Source organism: Serratia sp. BNK-12, from assembly GCF_047456085.1.
In the GTDB taxonomy this organism is placed as follows: Bacteria; Pseudomonadota; Gammaproteobacteria; order Enterobacterales; family Enterobacteriaceae; genus Serratia; species Serratia liquefaciens.
This window is the reverse complement of the sequence record NZ_CP179896.1, coordinates 4,705,848-4,719,564: the sequence shown is the minus strand read 5'-3', so window position 1 is coordinate 4,719,564 and position 13,717 is coordinate 4,705,848. Positions and strand designations below refer to the sequence as shown.

Here is a 13,717-nt window from a genome sequence, read left to right as displayed (position 1 = left end):
TCACCGCCTTGTGAGGTCATTCATTACTCATGACGTAGCCGTAAGCGCGATTCCAGCCATCTTCATCTTGTTGGATATAAACACCCTGCAATTCCGGTGAGAAACCAGGAAGTAAATTAATGCCTTCCTCCAATGCCAGGAAATAACGCTGTGCAGCGCCACCCCATATTTCTCCAGGGACGACACATAAAACACCCGGAGGGTAAGGCAGTGCACCCTCTGCCGCAATACGGCCCTCAGCCTTGGCCAATGAAACCAATTCGATATTACCGCGGACAAATTCTGTATTGGCATCTTGCGGGTTCATGGCGACACGAGGGAAATAATTCTTGCGGAACATCTCTTTTTGCAGTTCTTTTACATCGTAACTGACATAGAGATCGTGCATTTCTTGGCAAAGTTGACGCAGGGTATAATTCTTGTAGCGTTGCTCATTGCTTTTATATACCGCGGGCAGGACTTCACTGAGTAATGAATCCTGCTCGATGTGTTTTTCAAAGCGGGCAATCAGCGCCACCAGATGTTGCATTTTGGCGATGTCTTCGGCTGGCGTAAGCAGGAACAGGATCGAGTTGAGATCGCATTTTTCCGGTACTATGCCGTTTTCGCGCAGATAGTTGGCCAAAATGGTCGCCGGAATGCCGAAGTCACTGTAGTTACCGCTCGCCGTGTCTATGCCCGGCGTGGTGAGCAACAGCTTGCAAGGGTCGACAAAATACTGCGATTCCGCATAGCCTTCAAAGGCATGCCACTTCTCGCCTGGCACAAAGTTGAAGAAGCGCAAATCGTTGGCCATTGTCTCGGTGTCATAAGACTGCCAGGGCTTGCCGTCGATCTGGTCTGGAACAAAAGGTTTGATTAACTGGCAGGTCTCCAGCAGCATTTTACGGGCTTCAATCCCTACGCGAACGCACTCCTTCCACAGGCGCTGACCGCTTTTCCCTTCATGCATTTTGGCATTGACGTCCAGAGCGGCAAACAGCGGATAGAACGGGCTGGTGGAAGCATGCAGCATAAAAGCGTTATTAAAGCGTTTATGGTTGCAATAGCGACTTTGGCCTTTGATATGTTTGTCTTTTTTATGGATTTGTGAGGTTTGCGAGAAGCCGGCCTGCTGTTTGTGAACGGACTGGGTCACAATGATCCCCGGGTCGTTTTCATTCAGTTCAAGCAGTAAAGGCGAGCAATCTTTCATCATTGGGATGAATTGTTCGTAGCCCACCCAGGCGGAGTCAAACAGGATGTAATCGCACAGGTGCCCAATCTTGTCGACCACCTGGCGAGCGTTGTAAATGGTGCCGTCGTAGGTGCCTAACTGGATGATTGCCAGACGGAAAGGCCGGGCTTCATTGGCACGTTCCGGCGCCACTTCGCGGATTTGCTGACGTAAATAACGTTCATCGAAGCAGTGCGCATCAATACCGCCGATAAAGCCAAATGGGTTGCGGGCGGTCTCCAGATACACCGGCGTTGCACCAGCTTGAATCAGTGCGCCATGGTGATTGGATTTATGGTTATTACGGTCGAACAACACTAAATCGCCGCGTGTTAACAGGGCGTTGGTCGCAACTTTGTTTGATGCCGAGGTCCCATTCAGCACGAAATAGGTCTTATCGGCGTTAAACACCTTGGCTGCGTGTTGCTGCGCGGCACAGGGTGCCCCCTCGTGGATCAATAAGTCGCCCAGTTTGACGTCCGCGTTGCACATATCGGAACGGAACAGCGTCTCGCCATAGAAATCAAAGAACTGACGTCCGGCCGGATGTTTACGGAAGAATTCACCGCCCTGATGGCCCGGACAGGCAAAGGTGGCGTTACCCATTTCGACATACTGCGTCAGCGTGTTGAAGAACGGTGGCAGCAGATCTTTTTCATATTTTACCGCCGCGGCCTCCAACTGCTTGCCGTAGAACTGGGTGTTTTTCCCGCAGAGTTCAAATACCCCGTGCAGCGCCGGTAATACGGCATTGTCCAACTCTTCTTCGCAGCAAACCGCCACAAACAGCGGGATGTTCAACCCGATCTCTTCGAGATGCGTCACCATGCCCTTTGCAACGTCCTCAACGGACAGCACAATGGCGGCGACATCATTGAAATCGCTCTGATGCACATCGACAATTTCACGTTCTGTTTCAAAGCAGCCCAGTGTTTTTTCATTAGCGGCAATTTTTAACTTTTTCATTTTCTCATTCTTCAGACAAAGGTATTCCACCGGAAAATAATTAAATCTGCCGTTAATACCTTATTAAAATAAAGGTGTGCGAGAACCTGGCATGCCGGAAGGCATTCCTGAGTTCACTCTATTATTTTGTGATGACGTTCTTATCCCATGAAGATGAATTACGATATTTTCCGCTGCGTAAGCAACAGGAGTTTATCTCTGTTGATCAGAGTGAAAAATAAGTCGTAATGATATCTTGCGTTCGGAATAAGGACGAACGAGGAGGGAGGTTATCTGAAGTTAAAGAAAGCGAAGCTAAAGCAACTACGATGAGCCATCATCATAATATGGGTTGTGCGCCTGATATGCGCCATTTTTCTGTTGTTGTTTTCCATTTCTAATCCACCTTTGTGAGTGAAAAGATGGCGCTATTTTAACGCAGGCTTGAGCAAAATATGTGACATACATCACGCATACACACCTTCAAGTAAATAACTATTCACTGGTTATGCATTGAGTTGCATAAGAATACCTCTAAAGAGTGATTATGCATGTAAATAGATTGATAATAAATAGCCCTTTCTGCTACCTGATTTTTCCTATGTGGGAGAAATAGCAAAAAAAATTGGGTTTAAGAGGGGCGTATAATGCGCAATTGAAGTGAGTTTGTTTTTATTATGTTATAAGTCCATATAATGATATTTTGTATATAAATTCACTTTATCTGGGTGTTTATTCTGTTTTTATTTTTGCCGACATTGTTGTTATTTGTGACCCGCCTCAACAACACGGGTTAAGATGAAACAAGCTAACGGGGAGAATTCACAGTGACTATGACCGATGAGCATCAACCTATCGCACAGTTTCTCAGCAAGCAGCACGTACTGACGCTGTGCGCGGGAAACGGCATGGATATGTGGTGCGCCAATTGTTTCTACGTGTTTGACGCCGAGCGGATGGCGCTGTGGTTGATGACCGAAACCCACACCCGTCACGGTGAGCTGATGCTGCAAAACGCCAGCGTGGTGGGCACCATAGCGCCGAAACCGAAGACCATCGCCTTGATCCGCGGCATTCAGTATCGGGCGCAAGCGACGATGCTGAACGGTGAGCAGGAGGCGTTGGCACGGGCACGTTACTGCAAGCGTTTCCCGATATCCAAGATGATGAAGGCGCCGGTCTGGCAGTTGGATCTGCAGGAGGTGAAGATGACTGACAATACCCTCGGTTTCGGTAAAAAGCTTCACTGGGCGCGGGTCTGAATACCGCAAACTATACTTTTCAGCATCGTCAATCAGCGGGAGGGCATATGGCAAGGGTATTCATTGTCGGGGCAACTGGGTTGGTGGGTAATGCACTGTTGCATCTGCTGCAGCGTGATCCGCAAGTTACGGCGATCGTGGCGCCAACGCGCAGGCCATTGCCACCGCACGAAAAATTAGAGAACCCGGTGGGGGATGATTTGTTTGCGCTGCTGACTGAATGTGAACAGCCGGTCGATATGGTGTTTTGCTGCCTGGGGACGACCCGCCGCGAAGCCGGTAGCGACGCTAATTTCCATTATGTCGATTACACTCTGGTGGTGGAAAGTGCGCTGACTGGCCGTCGGTTAGGGGCGCAGCATTGTCTGGCCGTCAGTGCGTTAGGCGCGAACAGGCGCTCTACGTTCCTCTATAACCGCACCAAAGGGGAAATGGAGCAGGCGCTGCGTGAACAGAATTGGCCGCGCCTGACGCTGGTGCGGCCATCCATGCTACTGGGGTCACGGCCCTCGCCGCGTTTGCTGGAGCGCCTCACCGCGCCACTGTTTAAATTGCTGCCCGGCAAATGGCGAGCGGTGAGTGCCAAAGACGTGGCGCAAACCCTGCTGGAACAGGCGTTCAGCCCTGGCAACGGCGTTAGGGTGCTGGAATCCGATCGGCTGCATTGTTACCGCAGTGTACGCTGAGATTATCGAACGCCAGCTCCAGGCCAGGCGGCAGTTCATTGTCCGTCAGCCACAAATCGAGATGATGGCTGATGTGCGTCAATAGGGTACGGCCAGGTTGCAAGCGTTGCTGAATTTCCTGCGCACGGGTCAAATCGTTGTGGTTACGCGGTGCCTGCGGCTGAGGGGGCAGGCTGCAATCGAGCACCAGCAAATCCAACGGCACTCCGCGTAGAAAAGCGTCGGTATCGGGCGGCAGGCCGACGGTATCGGTCAGGTAGGCGAGCGATGCCCCAGCGGCCTGGATCAGATAGCCCAGCGTGATTTTTGAATGCTGCAGCGGCAACGGTGTGATGCGCAGCCCGCCCAGTTCAAGGGGTTCGAAGGGGGTTAACGGCGGTTGAAACGCCAGAATACCAGGGTGTTTGAACAGGTCATCGCAGCCCTGCTCGTCTGCCGGACCATAGACGGGAATAAAATTTCCGCACCCCCAACGCAAAGGAAATAACCCCTGTACGTGATCCATGTGGTAATGTGTCAGTAAAAAACGTTGAATTTCCCCCGCCGAAAAACGCCGTTCCAACGACGGTAATCCCGCATCCAGCAAGGTCGTTTCCCCCTGAAATTTGAGCATGGCGCTGCACGGTCGTCGCCGAAACGCCGGCTCGCGCCTCGCCCGCTGACAGACCAGACAATCACAGCCAAACACCGGGATCTGTTGCGCGCCACCGGTGCCGAGAAACGTCAGTTGCATGTCGTCACTCCCGATTATAAATACTTCTCCGCGAAGGCATGGATATCACGGAAATCCGCCAACCGTTGTTGCAGCGTCTGGTGGTCCCAGTGCCACCACTGGCTGCGCTCAATGCGTTCGATCAGGGCGTCGTCGAAACGCATGCCGATCTTTTTGGCCGCTACGCCGGCGACAATCTCATAGGGGGCGACATCTTTGGTGACGACCGCCGCGCTGCCGATAACGGCACCGTTGCCGATGCTGACGCCGGGCATGACGATGGCGTTATGACCGATCCAGACGTCGTGGCCGATAGTCACATGCTGTTCGCGCCGCCAGTCGAAGAACGCTTCGTCGTCTTCTCCCAGGTCATACTCTGAAGCGCGGTAGGTGAAATGGTGTTGGGCGATACGCTGGTAACTGGGGTGATTGCCAGGATTGATACGCGCATAAGAGGCAATCGACACGAATTTGCCGATGGTGGCGTAAAAAATCTGGTTGTGTCCTGCGGTATAGGAGTAGTCACCCATCTCCACCTCTTCCAGAATCGCATCGTCGGCCAGATGTACATATTGGCCTAAGCGACTGCGGTTAAGCGTCACGTTGTTACCGATTCTCGGCTGCGCAGCATCGTTCATGGCACGGCATCCTGTGGTTGTTTTGCCAAAGAGGGCAGCAGCGCCAACAGCGCCGCCAGCGTGTCATCAAGGTTGCCGTCGTTATCCAACCGTCGGCAACCGGCAGGGAGTTTTTCCTGGTACTCTGCCGCTCGCGCCAATCGTTGTTCGATCTGCTCGGCATTTTCGCGTCTGCGGTTTTGCAGCCGCTGGCGGAGAATATGCGTACTGACCTGCAGGCAAACCGGCAGCAGCTGTGCGCCATAACGCTGCTGCGCCTGCAATAAGTGAGCGCGCGAGCCATTGACCACCACATCGATCCCCTGCAGCAACCAAAGATCCACTTCGATCCCAAAAGCGTAATGATGCTGGTGCGCGTGCCAGTCGAGGGCGAACAGGCCTTTGGCGCGGCGGCGCAAAAATTCGGGTTCACTGAGCGCAATATGGTTCTCGCAGCCGGCGTCTGCCGGCCGGGTGATATAACGGTGCGCCACCAGCGGCGCACTGTCGGCATGGGCGCGCAGGGCGGCCAGCAGGCTGTCTTTCCCGGCCCCGGAAGGCCCCATCAGATAGATAAGCTGTGCCATCAGAACACCTGCTTGCCCTGGCGCCACACGTTCTGCACGTAGATATGCTCGCCGTGCGGCCGCGCCAGCACCAAATCTGCCCGTAATCCTTCGGCGATGGTCCCGCGATCCTGCAAGTCCAGCGCTTTCGCCGGGTTGCGGGTGATCATCTGCACCGCCTGCGGCAAGCCGTAGCCGTTGCGCTCGTCGGCCGCGATACGAAATGCCGCATCCAGCAGGCTGGCCGGGTAATAATCGGAAGACAGAATATCCAACACCCCCAACGCCGCCAGATGGTGCGCTGCCACGTTGCCGGAGTGGGAACCGCCGCGCACGATATTCGGCGCCCCCATCAGCACCTGTAATCCTTGCTGATGCGAGGCCAGGGCCGCGGCTTCGGTGGTGGGGAATTCGGCAATGGCGCTGCCCAGCGCACAGGACTCGGCTACGTGTTCGGCGGTCGCGTCGTCGTGGCTGGCAAGAGAGATCTTGCGTGCCCGGCAGTGAGCGGCGATCGCTTCGCGGTTTGGCGTGGCCCAGCGAGCGGAAAGCCCGATTTGCTGCTCCTCAAAGTCGCTCATCTGCTGGTCATTGAGGTTGTATTTGCCCTGATAATATTCGCGGTATTTTTCTCGCGAAGCGAACTGGCGCTGACCCGGCGAATGGTCCATCAACGACACCAGAGACACGCCTGGCTTGTTCATCAGCTGTTCGAACAACGGCAGGGTGCTGTCGTGCGGCAGTTCGCAGCGCAGGTGCAACCGGTGTTCGGCGCGATTCACCCCCGCACGCTGGCTGTGGATCACCGCGTCGATCATTTTTTGCAGGTTCTCCAGCCGATGACCGCCGTCGCGTACGTCGCCAATGGCCACTGCGTCCAGCACGGTGGTGATGCCATTGGCCACCATCAATGCATCATGGCTGCTCATGGCCGAATGGGCCGGCCAGTCGACGTTGGGGCGCGGGGTGAAAAACTTGTCCAGGTTGTCGGTGTGTAATTCGATCAGGCCAGGCAGCAACCAGCCGCCTTCACCGTTCAGTGCCTGGGGTAACTGACTGGGCGTATCGGCAAAACTGCGGATCGTGCCGTCGTTGATCTCCAGCGATCCTTCGACAACCTGATCTTCCAGCACCAGCTTCACGTTATTGATGATCATCAGAGGATCTCCAGCGCCTGTGGCGCCTGCATGTCATATAACCGGTCGGCGACCTGCTGACGGACGCCCTCATCATGAAAAATGCCGACGATAGCCGCGCCGCGCCGTTTGGCCTGTTCGATCAAGGCGACCACTGCCGCGCTGTTGCGGCTGTCGAGTGACGCCGTGGGTTCGTCCAGCAGCAAAATCGGATAATCGACAATAAAGCCGCGCGCAATGTTCACCCGCTGTTGCTCGCCGCCGGAGAAGGTCGAAGGCGCCAACTGCCACAGACGCTGCGGCACATTGAGCTGGTTAAGCAAGGTTTCGGCGCGTTCACGGCATTCGGCGCGATCGGCACCCTGTTCCAGTAACGGCTGCATCACGACGTCCAGTGCGCTGATACGAGGGATCACTCGCAGGAACTGGCTGACCCAGCCAAGGGTATGACGGCGAACCGCCAGGATTTGGCGCGCTTCGGCCTGCACCATGTCCAGCCATTCCCCCTGATGGTTGACCCAGATATGGCCGCTGTCGGGCAGATAGTTGGCATACAGCGAGCGCAGCAGGGTTGATTTTCCGCTGCCGGAATGGCCGTGCAGCACCACACACTCGCCGCTGCTGACCGTCATGTTGGCGTCGTGCAATACCGGCAGCCGCGTGCCGTGCTGCTGGTGGAGCACAAAGGTTTTGCTGAGGTGTTCAACCCGGATTTGAATAGTCATCTGTTATTACCTTGAGTTACGACAGCACCGAAGAAACCAGCAGTTGGGTATAAGGATGGTGTGGATCGTCCAGCACCCGGTCGGTCAGGCCGCTTTCCACCACCTCGCCCTGTTTCATCACCAGCAAGCGGTGCGCCAGCAGGCGCGCCACGTCGAGATCGTGGGTGACGATCACCGCTGCCAACTGCATTTCCACCACCAAAGTGCGCAGCAGATCGAGCAGCCGCGCCTGCACCGAAACGTCCAGACCACCGGTGGGTTCGTCCATAAACACCAGCTTCGGGTGGGTCACCAGATTGCGGGCGATCTGCAAGCGTTGCTGCATACCGCCGGAAAAGGTGGTCGGCAGATCGTCAAGGCGCGACAGCGGGATCTCAACGTCTTCCAGCCACTGCCCGGCCTGACGGCGGATGTCGCCATAGTGGCGCTGGCCGATGGCCATCAGCCGTTCGCCGATGTTGCCGCCGGCGGAAACCTTGGGCCGCAGCCCGTCGAGCGGGTGCTGATGCACTACGCCCCAGTCGGTGCGCAGCAGGCGGCGGCGATCGCTTTCCGCCATCGCATATAAATCATGCTGTTGCCCGGCCTGCGGACGATAGAGGATCTGCCCTTGCTGTGGCGCCAGCCGCGCAGAGATCGACTTCAGCAGGGTGGTTTTGCCGGAGCCGGATTCGCCGACGATGCCCAGCACTTCACCGGGGTAGATATCGAAAGACACATCGCTAAAGCCTTTGCCCGGCGCGTACAGGTGGGTCAGGTTAGCCACCGACAGCAGCGGCGTGGTGCTCAGAGGGGTGGAAGTCATCAGTGCTGCGCCTCTTGCGAAGGTTGCGCCAGTTGCTGCTGGCAGTAATCGGTATCGGAGCAGACGAACATGCGGTTGCCCTGGTCGTCGAGCACCACCTCGTCCAGATAACTGTGGCGCGAGCCGCACAGCGCGCAGGGCTCGTCCCACTGCTGTACGCTGAACGGATGATCGTCGAAGTCCAGGTTCTCCACTTTGGTAAAGGGTGGCAGGGCATAGATACGTTTCTCGCGTCCGGCCCCAAACAGCTGCAGCGCCGGCATCATGTGCATTTTCGGGTTATCGAATTTGGGGATCGGCGACGGATCCATCACGTAGCGGTCATTGACCTTCACCGGATAGGCGTAGGTGGTGGCGATGTGGCCGTAGCGCGCGATGTCTTCGTACAGCTTCACCTGCATCACGCCATACTCTTCCAGCGCATGCATTTTGCGGGTCTCGGTTTCTCGCGGTTCGATAAAGCGCAGCGGCTCAGGGATCGGCACCTGATAAATCAGGATCTGGTCTTCGCGCAGCGCGGTTTCCGGAATGCGGTGACGGGTCTGGATCAGCGTAGCCTCGGGCGTGCGTTCGGTGGTGGCGACCCCGGCGACGCGCTGGAAGAAGCGGCGAATCGACACGGCGTTGGTGGTGTCGTCGGCGCCCTGATCAATCACCTTCAGCACGTCGGCACGGCCAATCACGCTGGCGGTCAACTGAATGCCGCCGGTGCCCCAGCCGTAGGGCATCGGCATTTCACGGCCGCCGAACGGCACCTGATAACCGGGGATGGCGATTGCCTTCAAAATGGCGCGACGGATCATGCGCTTGGTTTGCTCGTCCAGGTAGCCCAGGTTGTAGCCGGTTAATACTTCACTCATTGCGGGCCTCCTGACGCTCGCTAAATTCCTGGCGCAGACGCTTAAGCAGTTCCAGCTCTGCCTGGAAATCGACGTAGTGCGGCAGTTTAAGGTGGGAAACAAAGCCGGCGGCTTCGACGTTATCGGCATGGGCCAGCACGAACTCTTCGTCCTGCGCCGGGCTGGCGATGCCTTCGTCGTACTCGGGGCTTTGCAGTGCACGGTCTACCAGCGCCATCGCCATCGCCTTGCGTTCGGCCCGGCCAAACACCAGACCATAGCCGCGGGTGAAATGCGGCGGCTGGTCAAGCGGATCGATAAAACCGTTAACCATCTCGCATTCGGTTAGCAGGATTTCGCCGATATCAATGGTGAAACCCAGCTCTTCTGGCGTGATCTCCGCTGAAACATAGCCGGTGCGGATCTCGCCGGCGAACGGGTGGGTACGGCCGTAGCCACGTTGGGTGGAGTAGCTCAGCGCCAGTAAAAAGCCTTCGTCACCGCGCACCAATTGCTGCAGACGCGCTGAGCGTGAGCAGGGGTAAACCGGAGGATTACGGGTGATATCGTCCGGTATGCTGCCGTCGTCCCGCTCCGCCAACGCCAGCTGTTGCTGACTGAGCAGATCAAACACGTGGGCACAGTTTTCCGGCAAGGGTTCGTCCGCCTGTGGTGCGCGGGGGGCTTCTCCTTCCGCCAGCAACGCGAAATCCAACAGCCGGTGGGTGTAATCGTAGGTTGGCCCCAGCACCTGTCCGCCGGGCAAGTCCTTGTAAACTGCCGAGATGCGGCGCTCCAGTCGCATATTTTCTGTCGCCAGCGGTTCGCCGATCGCCAGGCGCGGCAGAGTGGTACGGTAGGCGCGCAGCAGGAAAATGGCCTCGACCAGATCGCCGCTTGCCTGCTTGATGGCCAGCGCCGCCAGCTCGGGATCGTAGATGCCGCCCTCGGTCATGACCCTGTCCACGGCCAGCCCCAGCTGCTGCTCAATCTGCAGTGCGCTCAGTTCCGCCACGCTGTCATCGCCGCGCCGCAGCTGTTCTTGTAACTGATGGGCGGCCTCAATGGCTTTTTCGCCCCCTTTAACGGCAACGTACATCAGCACACCTCCACGTGGGTGGTTCGCGGTAACGCCAACAGGCATTCGCCGCAGGTCAGCAGGAAATCCAGCCCCAGCGGGAAGCGCTGCGGGCGGTTAAGCAGGTAATCCAGCAGCGCCGGCGGCAGCTGCGGTGAAATAATTCGTTGATGTTCGATGCCTGGCCCGGTCAGGCGCAGGGCGGTGCCTTGTTCCAGGCTAGCTAACTGCACAATCACCGTAGCGCTGAACTCGGGGGAAATTTCGCTGCCGCGCGGCAATGCCTGTAAATCGGTCGCCTGCAGTTGGCTATCGAACAGGGCGAAACACACCTCTTCGGCGCGGTCGGCCAGCGGTGCGCCGCTGTGGAAGCGAATGTTTGTTAGCGCTTGCTCACTTTTTAGCTCAGGACTCAGCTGGATCGGAGTTTCCTGATCCGCCAGGGTCAGCAAGGCAGCGGTACTGGCGGCATTCAGCCTGTCCCAGGTTGGGCTGCCTTGCAGCGTAACCACATGCCCAGGCTCGCTTAACGCCTTAAGAATTAAGCGGAAAGTCTGCTGAGATTGGTCGATCGGCTGGGTAAAACCTGTCAGTAGGCTCATGATTAATCCCCTCGCACCAGCGTAAAGAAGTCCACCCGGCTGGAGGCGACGGCCCTTGCACGCAGCTGACGTTGCTCGTGTTGCAGCGCGGCCAGCGGCTCTATCAGCTGTTGTTGCAGCAATTCGGCCTGCTCCGGCAGTTGCAGCAGGGCATCCAGCAGCGCGCAGAGTTCGGCATGCGCCTTATCGCGCCCGGCGATATAGCTGTAGCCATAGCCGCCGTTTTCGAGCTGGACCACCGCACGGGTGACGGTCATGTCGCCCAAGACGAAGCGGCGGCCAGTGGCCCCCATGCGCCCCTGCAACTGCGCCAGGCCAATCTCCGGTGCACGGATGCTCTGGTAGCGCGGGTTGATATTCAGCGCCTGCCAGTGGCTGCGCAACTGGGCCGGCTGGCTGTGCGCCAGTACCGACATCCAGCGTTGTCTCGGCTGTAAGGCTTGCATTTAGTGCTCCATCGTCAGTTCAATCATGTCGGCGCGCGCCAGGCTGACGGAGTATTCCGCCACGTTGTCGCTGCCGGTGCAGACGTTCAGGGTGCGCACGCACAGCAGCGGCGCCTGGGTGGCAATTTCCAGCATCCGGCTCTCTTTGGCCTGGGCCCGGCGCGCACTGATGCGTGTCTGGCTGCGGGTCAGCGGCTGGTGGATGTTTGATTCGATAAATTCGTGCAGCGAACCGCTGTGGAACTGCTGTAGCGCCGGCCACCAGTCCAGATCGGGCAGATAGTGGTCGATCAGGCTCATCGGTACGCCGTTGACCCGGCGCAAAGTGCGAAGGTGGATCACCGTTTCACCTTCTTCCCGTGACAACGCGCTGGCAACATGCCCATTGCACGGGCGTAGTACAGCGAGTAAGCGCTCACTGGTGGGGTGGCTTCCCTGCTCGAACAGGTTCTGACTGAAACGGGTATTGGCATGCAGCGGGTAGTCGTAGGGGCGCATCAACACCAGAATGCCGATCCCGTGCCGGCGTTGCAGCCAGCCGCGCTCCACCAATTGATCGACTGCACGACGCAGGGTATGGCGATTGACCTGATAGCGTTCCGCCAATTGCTGCTCGGAAGGCAGGTAGTCGCCACAGCGGTATTGGGTGCGCAGCTCTTGTTCCAGCTGCGCGGCGATTTGCTGGTAGCGGGTGGGAAAACTGGTCGGATGTCTAGATAAGTCCATCATAATAAAAAACCTCGGTGGCCATAACGACATAAAAATATGCGGTTTATCGGCATGTCTTACAGTGCTTACCCTGCGGCTTGAAAGACGACGGGTAGGTCCCGTGGTGAAGTTGGCATCATCTTGCAGGCGTCAGATGACAATCGCGTTACGCGTCGGTGGCGAACAGATGAACTATTTTGGACAGGCAGATGATGCGCAGGGGGCCGCTGCGCGCTAAGCTGACGCTATTGATGATTGAACCGAGTTAATCTAAGCCCATGCCACATCCCCTGACTGCAACTGAACACCGCGCCCGCCCTTGGCCGTGGTGGAAACCGGCGCTGTTTCTGCTGGTGGTGGCCATCGGCCTCTACTACGTCAAATGGCAGCCTTATTACGGCAAGGCCTTTCTGGCGGCGGACACGCATTCCATCGGCAAATCGATACTGGTCAACGACGACAGCAGCCCGTGGCTGGCGGCCTGGCATTACGCGCTGGTCTATTTCACGGCGGTATGGAAGGCGGCGGTGCTCGGTGTGGTGTTGGGCTCATTGGTGCAGGTGCTGATCCCACGCGATTGGTTGATGCGCACGCTCGGCCATCCGCGTTTTTCCGGTACCTTGCTGGGCGCGGTGATCGCACTGCCGGGCATGATGTGTACCTGTTGTGCCGCGCCGGTAGCTGCCGGATTACGGCGTCAGTCGGTGTCCAGCGGGGCAGCGATGGCGTTCTGGCTGAGTAACCCGGTGCTGAATCCGGCCACGCTGATTTTTATGGGCTTTGTGCTCGGCTGGCAGTTTGCCGCAATCCGGCTGGTGGCTGGGGTGATCATGGTGCTGGGCATCGCCTGGCTGGTGCAGCGTGCCACTGCCAGGGATCCGCAGCCGGCGGCTTTGCAAACGCCGCTGCTGCCGCTGGATAAAGCTGACGAAAGGCCGTTTTTCGGCCGCTGGCTCAAGGCGCTGTGGTCGCTGTTTTGGTCCACCATACCTGTCTACATTCTGGCGGTATTGGCGCTAGGGGCCGCGCGCGTTTGGCTGTTCCCGCATGCCGATGGGGCGATAGATAATAGCGTGTTGTGGATTATTGGCCTGGCGATCGCCGGTTGCCTGTTCGTGATCCCGACGGCGGCAGAAATCCCGATTGTGCAGACTCTAATGCTGGCGGGTATGGGCACCGGCCCGGCGCTGGCGCTGTTGATGACCCTGCCGGCGGTCAGCCTGCCTTCGTTGCTGATGCTGAACAAGGCTTTCTCTGCCAAGGCACTGTGCCTGACAGCGCTGTTGGTTGCGCTGTGTGGGATCGTCACGGGCGTGGTAGGAATGGGGTTGGTATAGCTATGAAAAGGGCGCAATGCTGAATTGCGCCCCAATT

16 protein-coding genes are annotated in these 13,717 nt (G+C 57.3%); 3 read left to right on the top strand and 13 right to left on the bottom strand.

What is annotated here, in order from left to right:
• Positions 1-16 precede the first annotated feature (16 nt).
• On the bottom strand, positions 17-2,182 hold the full coding sequence (gene speF / locus ACMGG1_RS21990) for an ornithine decarboxylase SpeF (RefSeq protein ID WP_414161021.1): 2,166 nt from the start codon (positions 2,180-2,182) through the stop codon (positions 17-19).
• Positions 2,183-2,451: 269 nt separating this feature from the next.
• On the bottom strand, positions 2,452-2,556 hold the full coding sequence (speFL, locus tag ACMGG1_RS21985) for a leader peptide SpeFL (RefSeq protein WP_112363015.1): 105 nt from the start codon (positions 2,554-2,556) through the stop codon (positions 2,452-2,454).
• Positions 2,557-2,994: 438 nt separating this feature from the next.
• Between speFL and ACMGG1_RS21980 the strand changes: the two genes are divergently transcribed.
• Both ACMGG1_RS21980 and ACMGG1_RS21975 read left to right on the top strand, forming a co-directional pair.
• Positions 2,995-3,423 (top strand): YhbP family protein, encoded by a 429-nt coding sequence (locus tag ACMGG1_RS21980; RefSeq protein WP_414161464.1) that lies wholly within the window; start codon positions 2,995-2,997, stop codon positions 3,421-3,423.
• A 47-nt stretch (positions 3,424-3,470) separates the two neighbouring features.
• Positions 3,471-4,109: an NAD(P)H-binding protein gene (locus ACMGG1_RS21975; RefSeq protein WP_201895808.1), complete on the top strand. Its 639-nt coding sequence runs from the start codon at positions 3,471-3,473 to the stop codon at positions 4,107-4,109.
• On the opposite strand, the gene phnP is transcribed toward ACMGG1_RS21975, so the two are convergent.
• The 11 genes from phnP to phnF are packed head-to-tail and all read right to left on the bottom strand — an operon-like array spanning position 4,060 to position 12,361.
• Positions 4,060-4,842: a phosphonate metabolism protein PhnP gene (gene phnP, locus ACMGG1_RS21970; RefSeq protein ID WP_041414151.1), complete on the bottom strand. Its 783-nt coding sequence runs from the start codon at positions 4,840-4,842 to the stop codon at positions 4,060-4,062. The genes ACMGG1_RS21975 and phnP overlap by 50 nt on opposite strands.
• 14 nt (positions 4,843-4,856) lie before the next feature.
• Entirely contained in the window at positions 4,857-5,459 is a 603-nt protein-coding gene (locus ACMGG1_RS21965) for a DapH/DapD/GlmU-related protein (protein WP_261135918.1), read from the bottom strand.
• Positions 5,456-6,025 (bottom strand): ribose 1,5-bisphosphokinase, encoded by a 570-nt coding sequence (phnN, locus tag ACMGG1_RS21960; RefSeq protein WP_116691394.1) that lies wholly within the window; start codon positions 6,023-6,025, stop codon positions 5,456-5,458. The genes ACMGG1_RS21965 and phnN overlap by 4 nt, the downstream gene beginning before the upstream one ends.
• Positions 6,025-7,161, bottom strand: coding sequence for an alpha-D-ribose 1-methylphosphonate 5-triphosphate diphosphatase (gene phnM / locus ACMGG1_RS21955; RefSeq protein WP_414161020.1), 1,137 nt, complete (start codon positions 7,159-7,161; stop codon positions 6,025-6,027). The genes phnN and phnM overlap by 1 nt, the downstream gene beginning before the upstream one ends.
• Positions 7,161-7,865 carry a phosphonate C-P lyase system protein PhnL gene (phnL, locus tag ACMGG1_RS21950; RefSeq protein ID WP_020824977.1) on the bottom strand — a complete coding sequence of 235 codons (705 nt, stop codon included), beginning with the start codon at positions 7,863-7,865 and terminating at the stop codon, positions 7,161-7,163. Before phnL ends, phnM begins: the two co-directional genes overlap by 1 nt.
• Positions 7,866-7,881: 16 nt before the next feature.
• Positions 7,882-8,670 carry a phosphonate C-P lyase system protein PhnK gene (gene phnK, locus ACMGG1_RS21945; RefSeq protein WP_414161019.1) on the bottom strand — a complete coding sequence of 263 codons (789 nt, stop codon included), beginning with the start codon at positions 8,668-8,670 and terminating at the stop codon, positions 7,882-7,884.
• Positions 8,670-9,530 carry an alpha-D-ribose 1-methylphosphonate 5-phosphate C-P-lyase PhnJ gene (locus tag ACMGG1_RS21940; protein ID WP_414161018.1) on the bottom strand — a complete coding sequence of 287 codons (861 nt, stop codon included), beginning with the start codon at positions 9,528-9,530 and terminating at the stop codon, positions 8,670-8,672. The genes phnK and ACMGG1_RS21940 overlap by 1 nt, the downstream gene beginning before the upstream one ends.
• A complete protein-coding gene (locus ACMGG1_RS21935) occupies positions 9,523-10,608 on the bottom strand; it encodes a carbon-phosphorus lyase complex subunit PhnI (protein ID WP_142816062.1) in 1,086 nt (361 codons plus the stop codon). Before ACMGG1_RS21935 ends, ACMGG1_RS21940 begins: the two co-directional genes overlap by 8 nt.
• Positions 10,608-11,189, bottom strand: a complete 582-nt coding sequence (gene phnH, locus ACMGG1_RS21930) for a phosphonate C-P lyase system protein PhnH (protein ID WP_130016099.1) — start codon at positions 11,187-11,189, stop codon at positions 10,608-10,610. The genes ACMGG1_RS21935 and phnH overlap by 1 nt, the downstream gene beginning before the upstream one ends.
• 2 nt (positions 11,190-11,191) lie before the next feature.
• On the bottom strand, positions 11,192-11,635 hold the full coding sequence (gene phnG, locus ACMGG1_RS21925) for a phosphonate C-P lyase system protein PhnG (RefSeq protein ID WP_046374634.1): 444 nt from the start codon (positions 11,633-11,635) through the stop codon (positions 11,192-11,194).
• Entirely contained in the window at positions 11,636-12,361 is a 726-nt protein-coding gene (gene phnF / locus ACMGG1_RS21920) for a phosphonate metabolism transcriptional regulator PhnF (RefSeq protein ID WP_170868571.1), read from the bottom strand.
• A 260-nt stretch (positions 12,362-12,621) separates the two neighbouring features.
• Here phnF and ACMGG1_RS21915 point away from each other — a divergent pair, with 260 nt between their 5' ends.
• Positions 12,622-13,680: a permease gene (locus ACMGG1_RS21915; RefSeq protein ID WP_130016100.1), complete on the top strand. Its 1,059-nt coding sequence runs from the start codon at positions 12,622-12,624 to the stop codon at positions 13,678-13,680.
• The last annotated feature ends 37 nt before the right edge of the window (positions 13,681-13,717 follow it).

Coding starts and splice junctions, on each gene's coding strand:
- phnN (WP_116691394.1), bottom strand. CDS start 6,025: ATGGCACAGCTTATCTATCTGATGGGGCCTTCCGGGGCCGGGAAAGAC.
- phnM (WP_414161020.1), bottom strand. CDS start 7,161: ATGATCATCAATAACGTGAAGCTGGTGCTGGAAGATCAGGTTGTCGAA.
- ACMGG1_RS21935 (WP_142816062.1), bottom strand. CDS start 10,608: ATGTACGTTGCCGTTAAAGGGGGCGAAAAAGCCATTGAGGCCGCCCAT.
- ACMGG1_RS21915 (WP_130016100.1), top strand. CDS start 12,622: ATGCCACATCCCCTGACTGCAACTGAACACCGCGCCCGCCCTTGGCCG.
- speF (WP_414161021.1), bottom strand. CDS start 2,182: ATGAAAAAGTTAAAAATTGCCGCTAATGAAAAAACACTGGGCTGCTTT.
- phnL (WP_020824977.1), bottom strand. CDS start 7,865: ATGACTATTCAAATCCGGGTTGAACACCTCAGCAAAACCTTTGTGCTC.
- phnH (WP_130016099.1), bottom strand. CDS start 11,189: ATGAGCCTACTGACAGGTTTTACCCAGCCGATCGACCAATCTCAGCAG.
- ACMGG1_RS21975 (WP_201895808.1), top strand. CDS start 3,471: ATGGCAAGGGTATTCATTGTCGGGGCAACTGGGTTGGTGGGTAATGCA.
- speFL (WP_112363015.1), bottom strand. CDS start 2,556: ATGGAAAACAACAACAGAAAAATGGCGCATATCAGGCGCACAACCCAT.
- phnP (WP_041414151.1), bottom strand. CDS start 4,842: ATGCAACTGACGTTTCTCGGCACCGGTGGCGCGCAACAGATCCCGGTG.
- phnK (WP_414161019.1), bottom strand. CDS start 8,670: ATGACTTCCACCCCTCTGAGCACCACGCCGCTGCTGTCGGTGGCTAAC.
- phnG (WP_046374634.1), bottom strand. CDS start 11,635: ATGCAAGCCTTACAGCCGAGACAACGCTGGATGTCGGTACTGGCGCAC.
- ACMGG1_RS21940 (WP_414161018.1), bottom strand. CDS start 9,530: ATGAGTGAAGTATTAACCGGCTACAACCTGGGCTACCTGGACGAGCAA.
- phnF (WP_170868571.1), bottom strand. CDS start 12,361: ATGGACTTATCTAGACATCCGACCAGTTTTCCCACCCGCTACCAGCAA.
- ACMGG1_RS21980 (WP_414161464.1), top strand. CDS start 2,995: ATGACCGATGAGCATCAACCTATCGCACAGTTTCTCAGCAAGCAGCAC.
- ACMGG1_RS21965 (WP_261135918.1), bottom strand. CDS start 5,459: ATGAACGATGCTGCGCAGCCGAGAATCGGTAACAACGTGACGCTTAAC.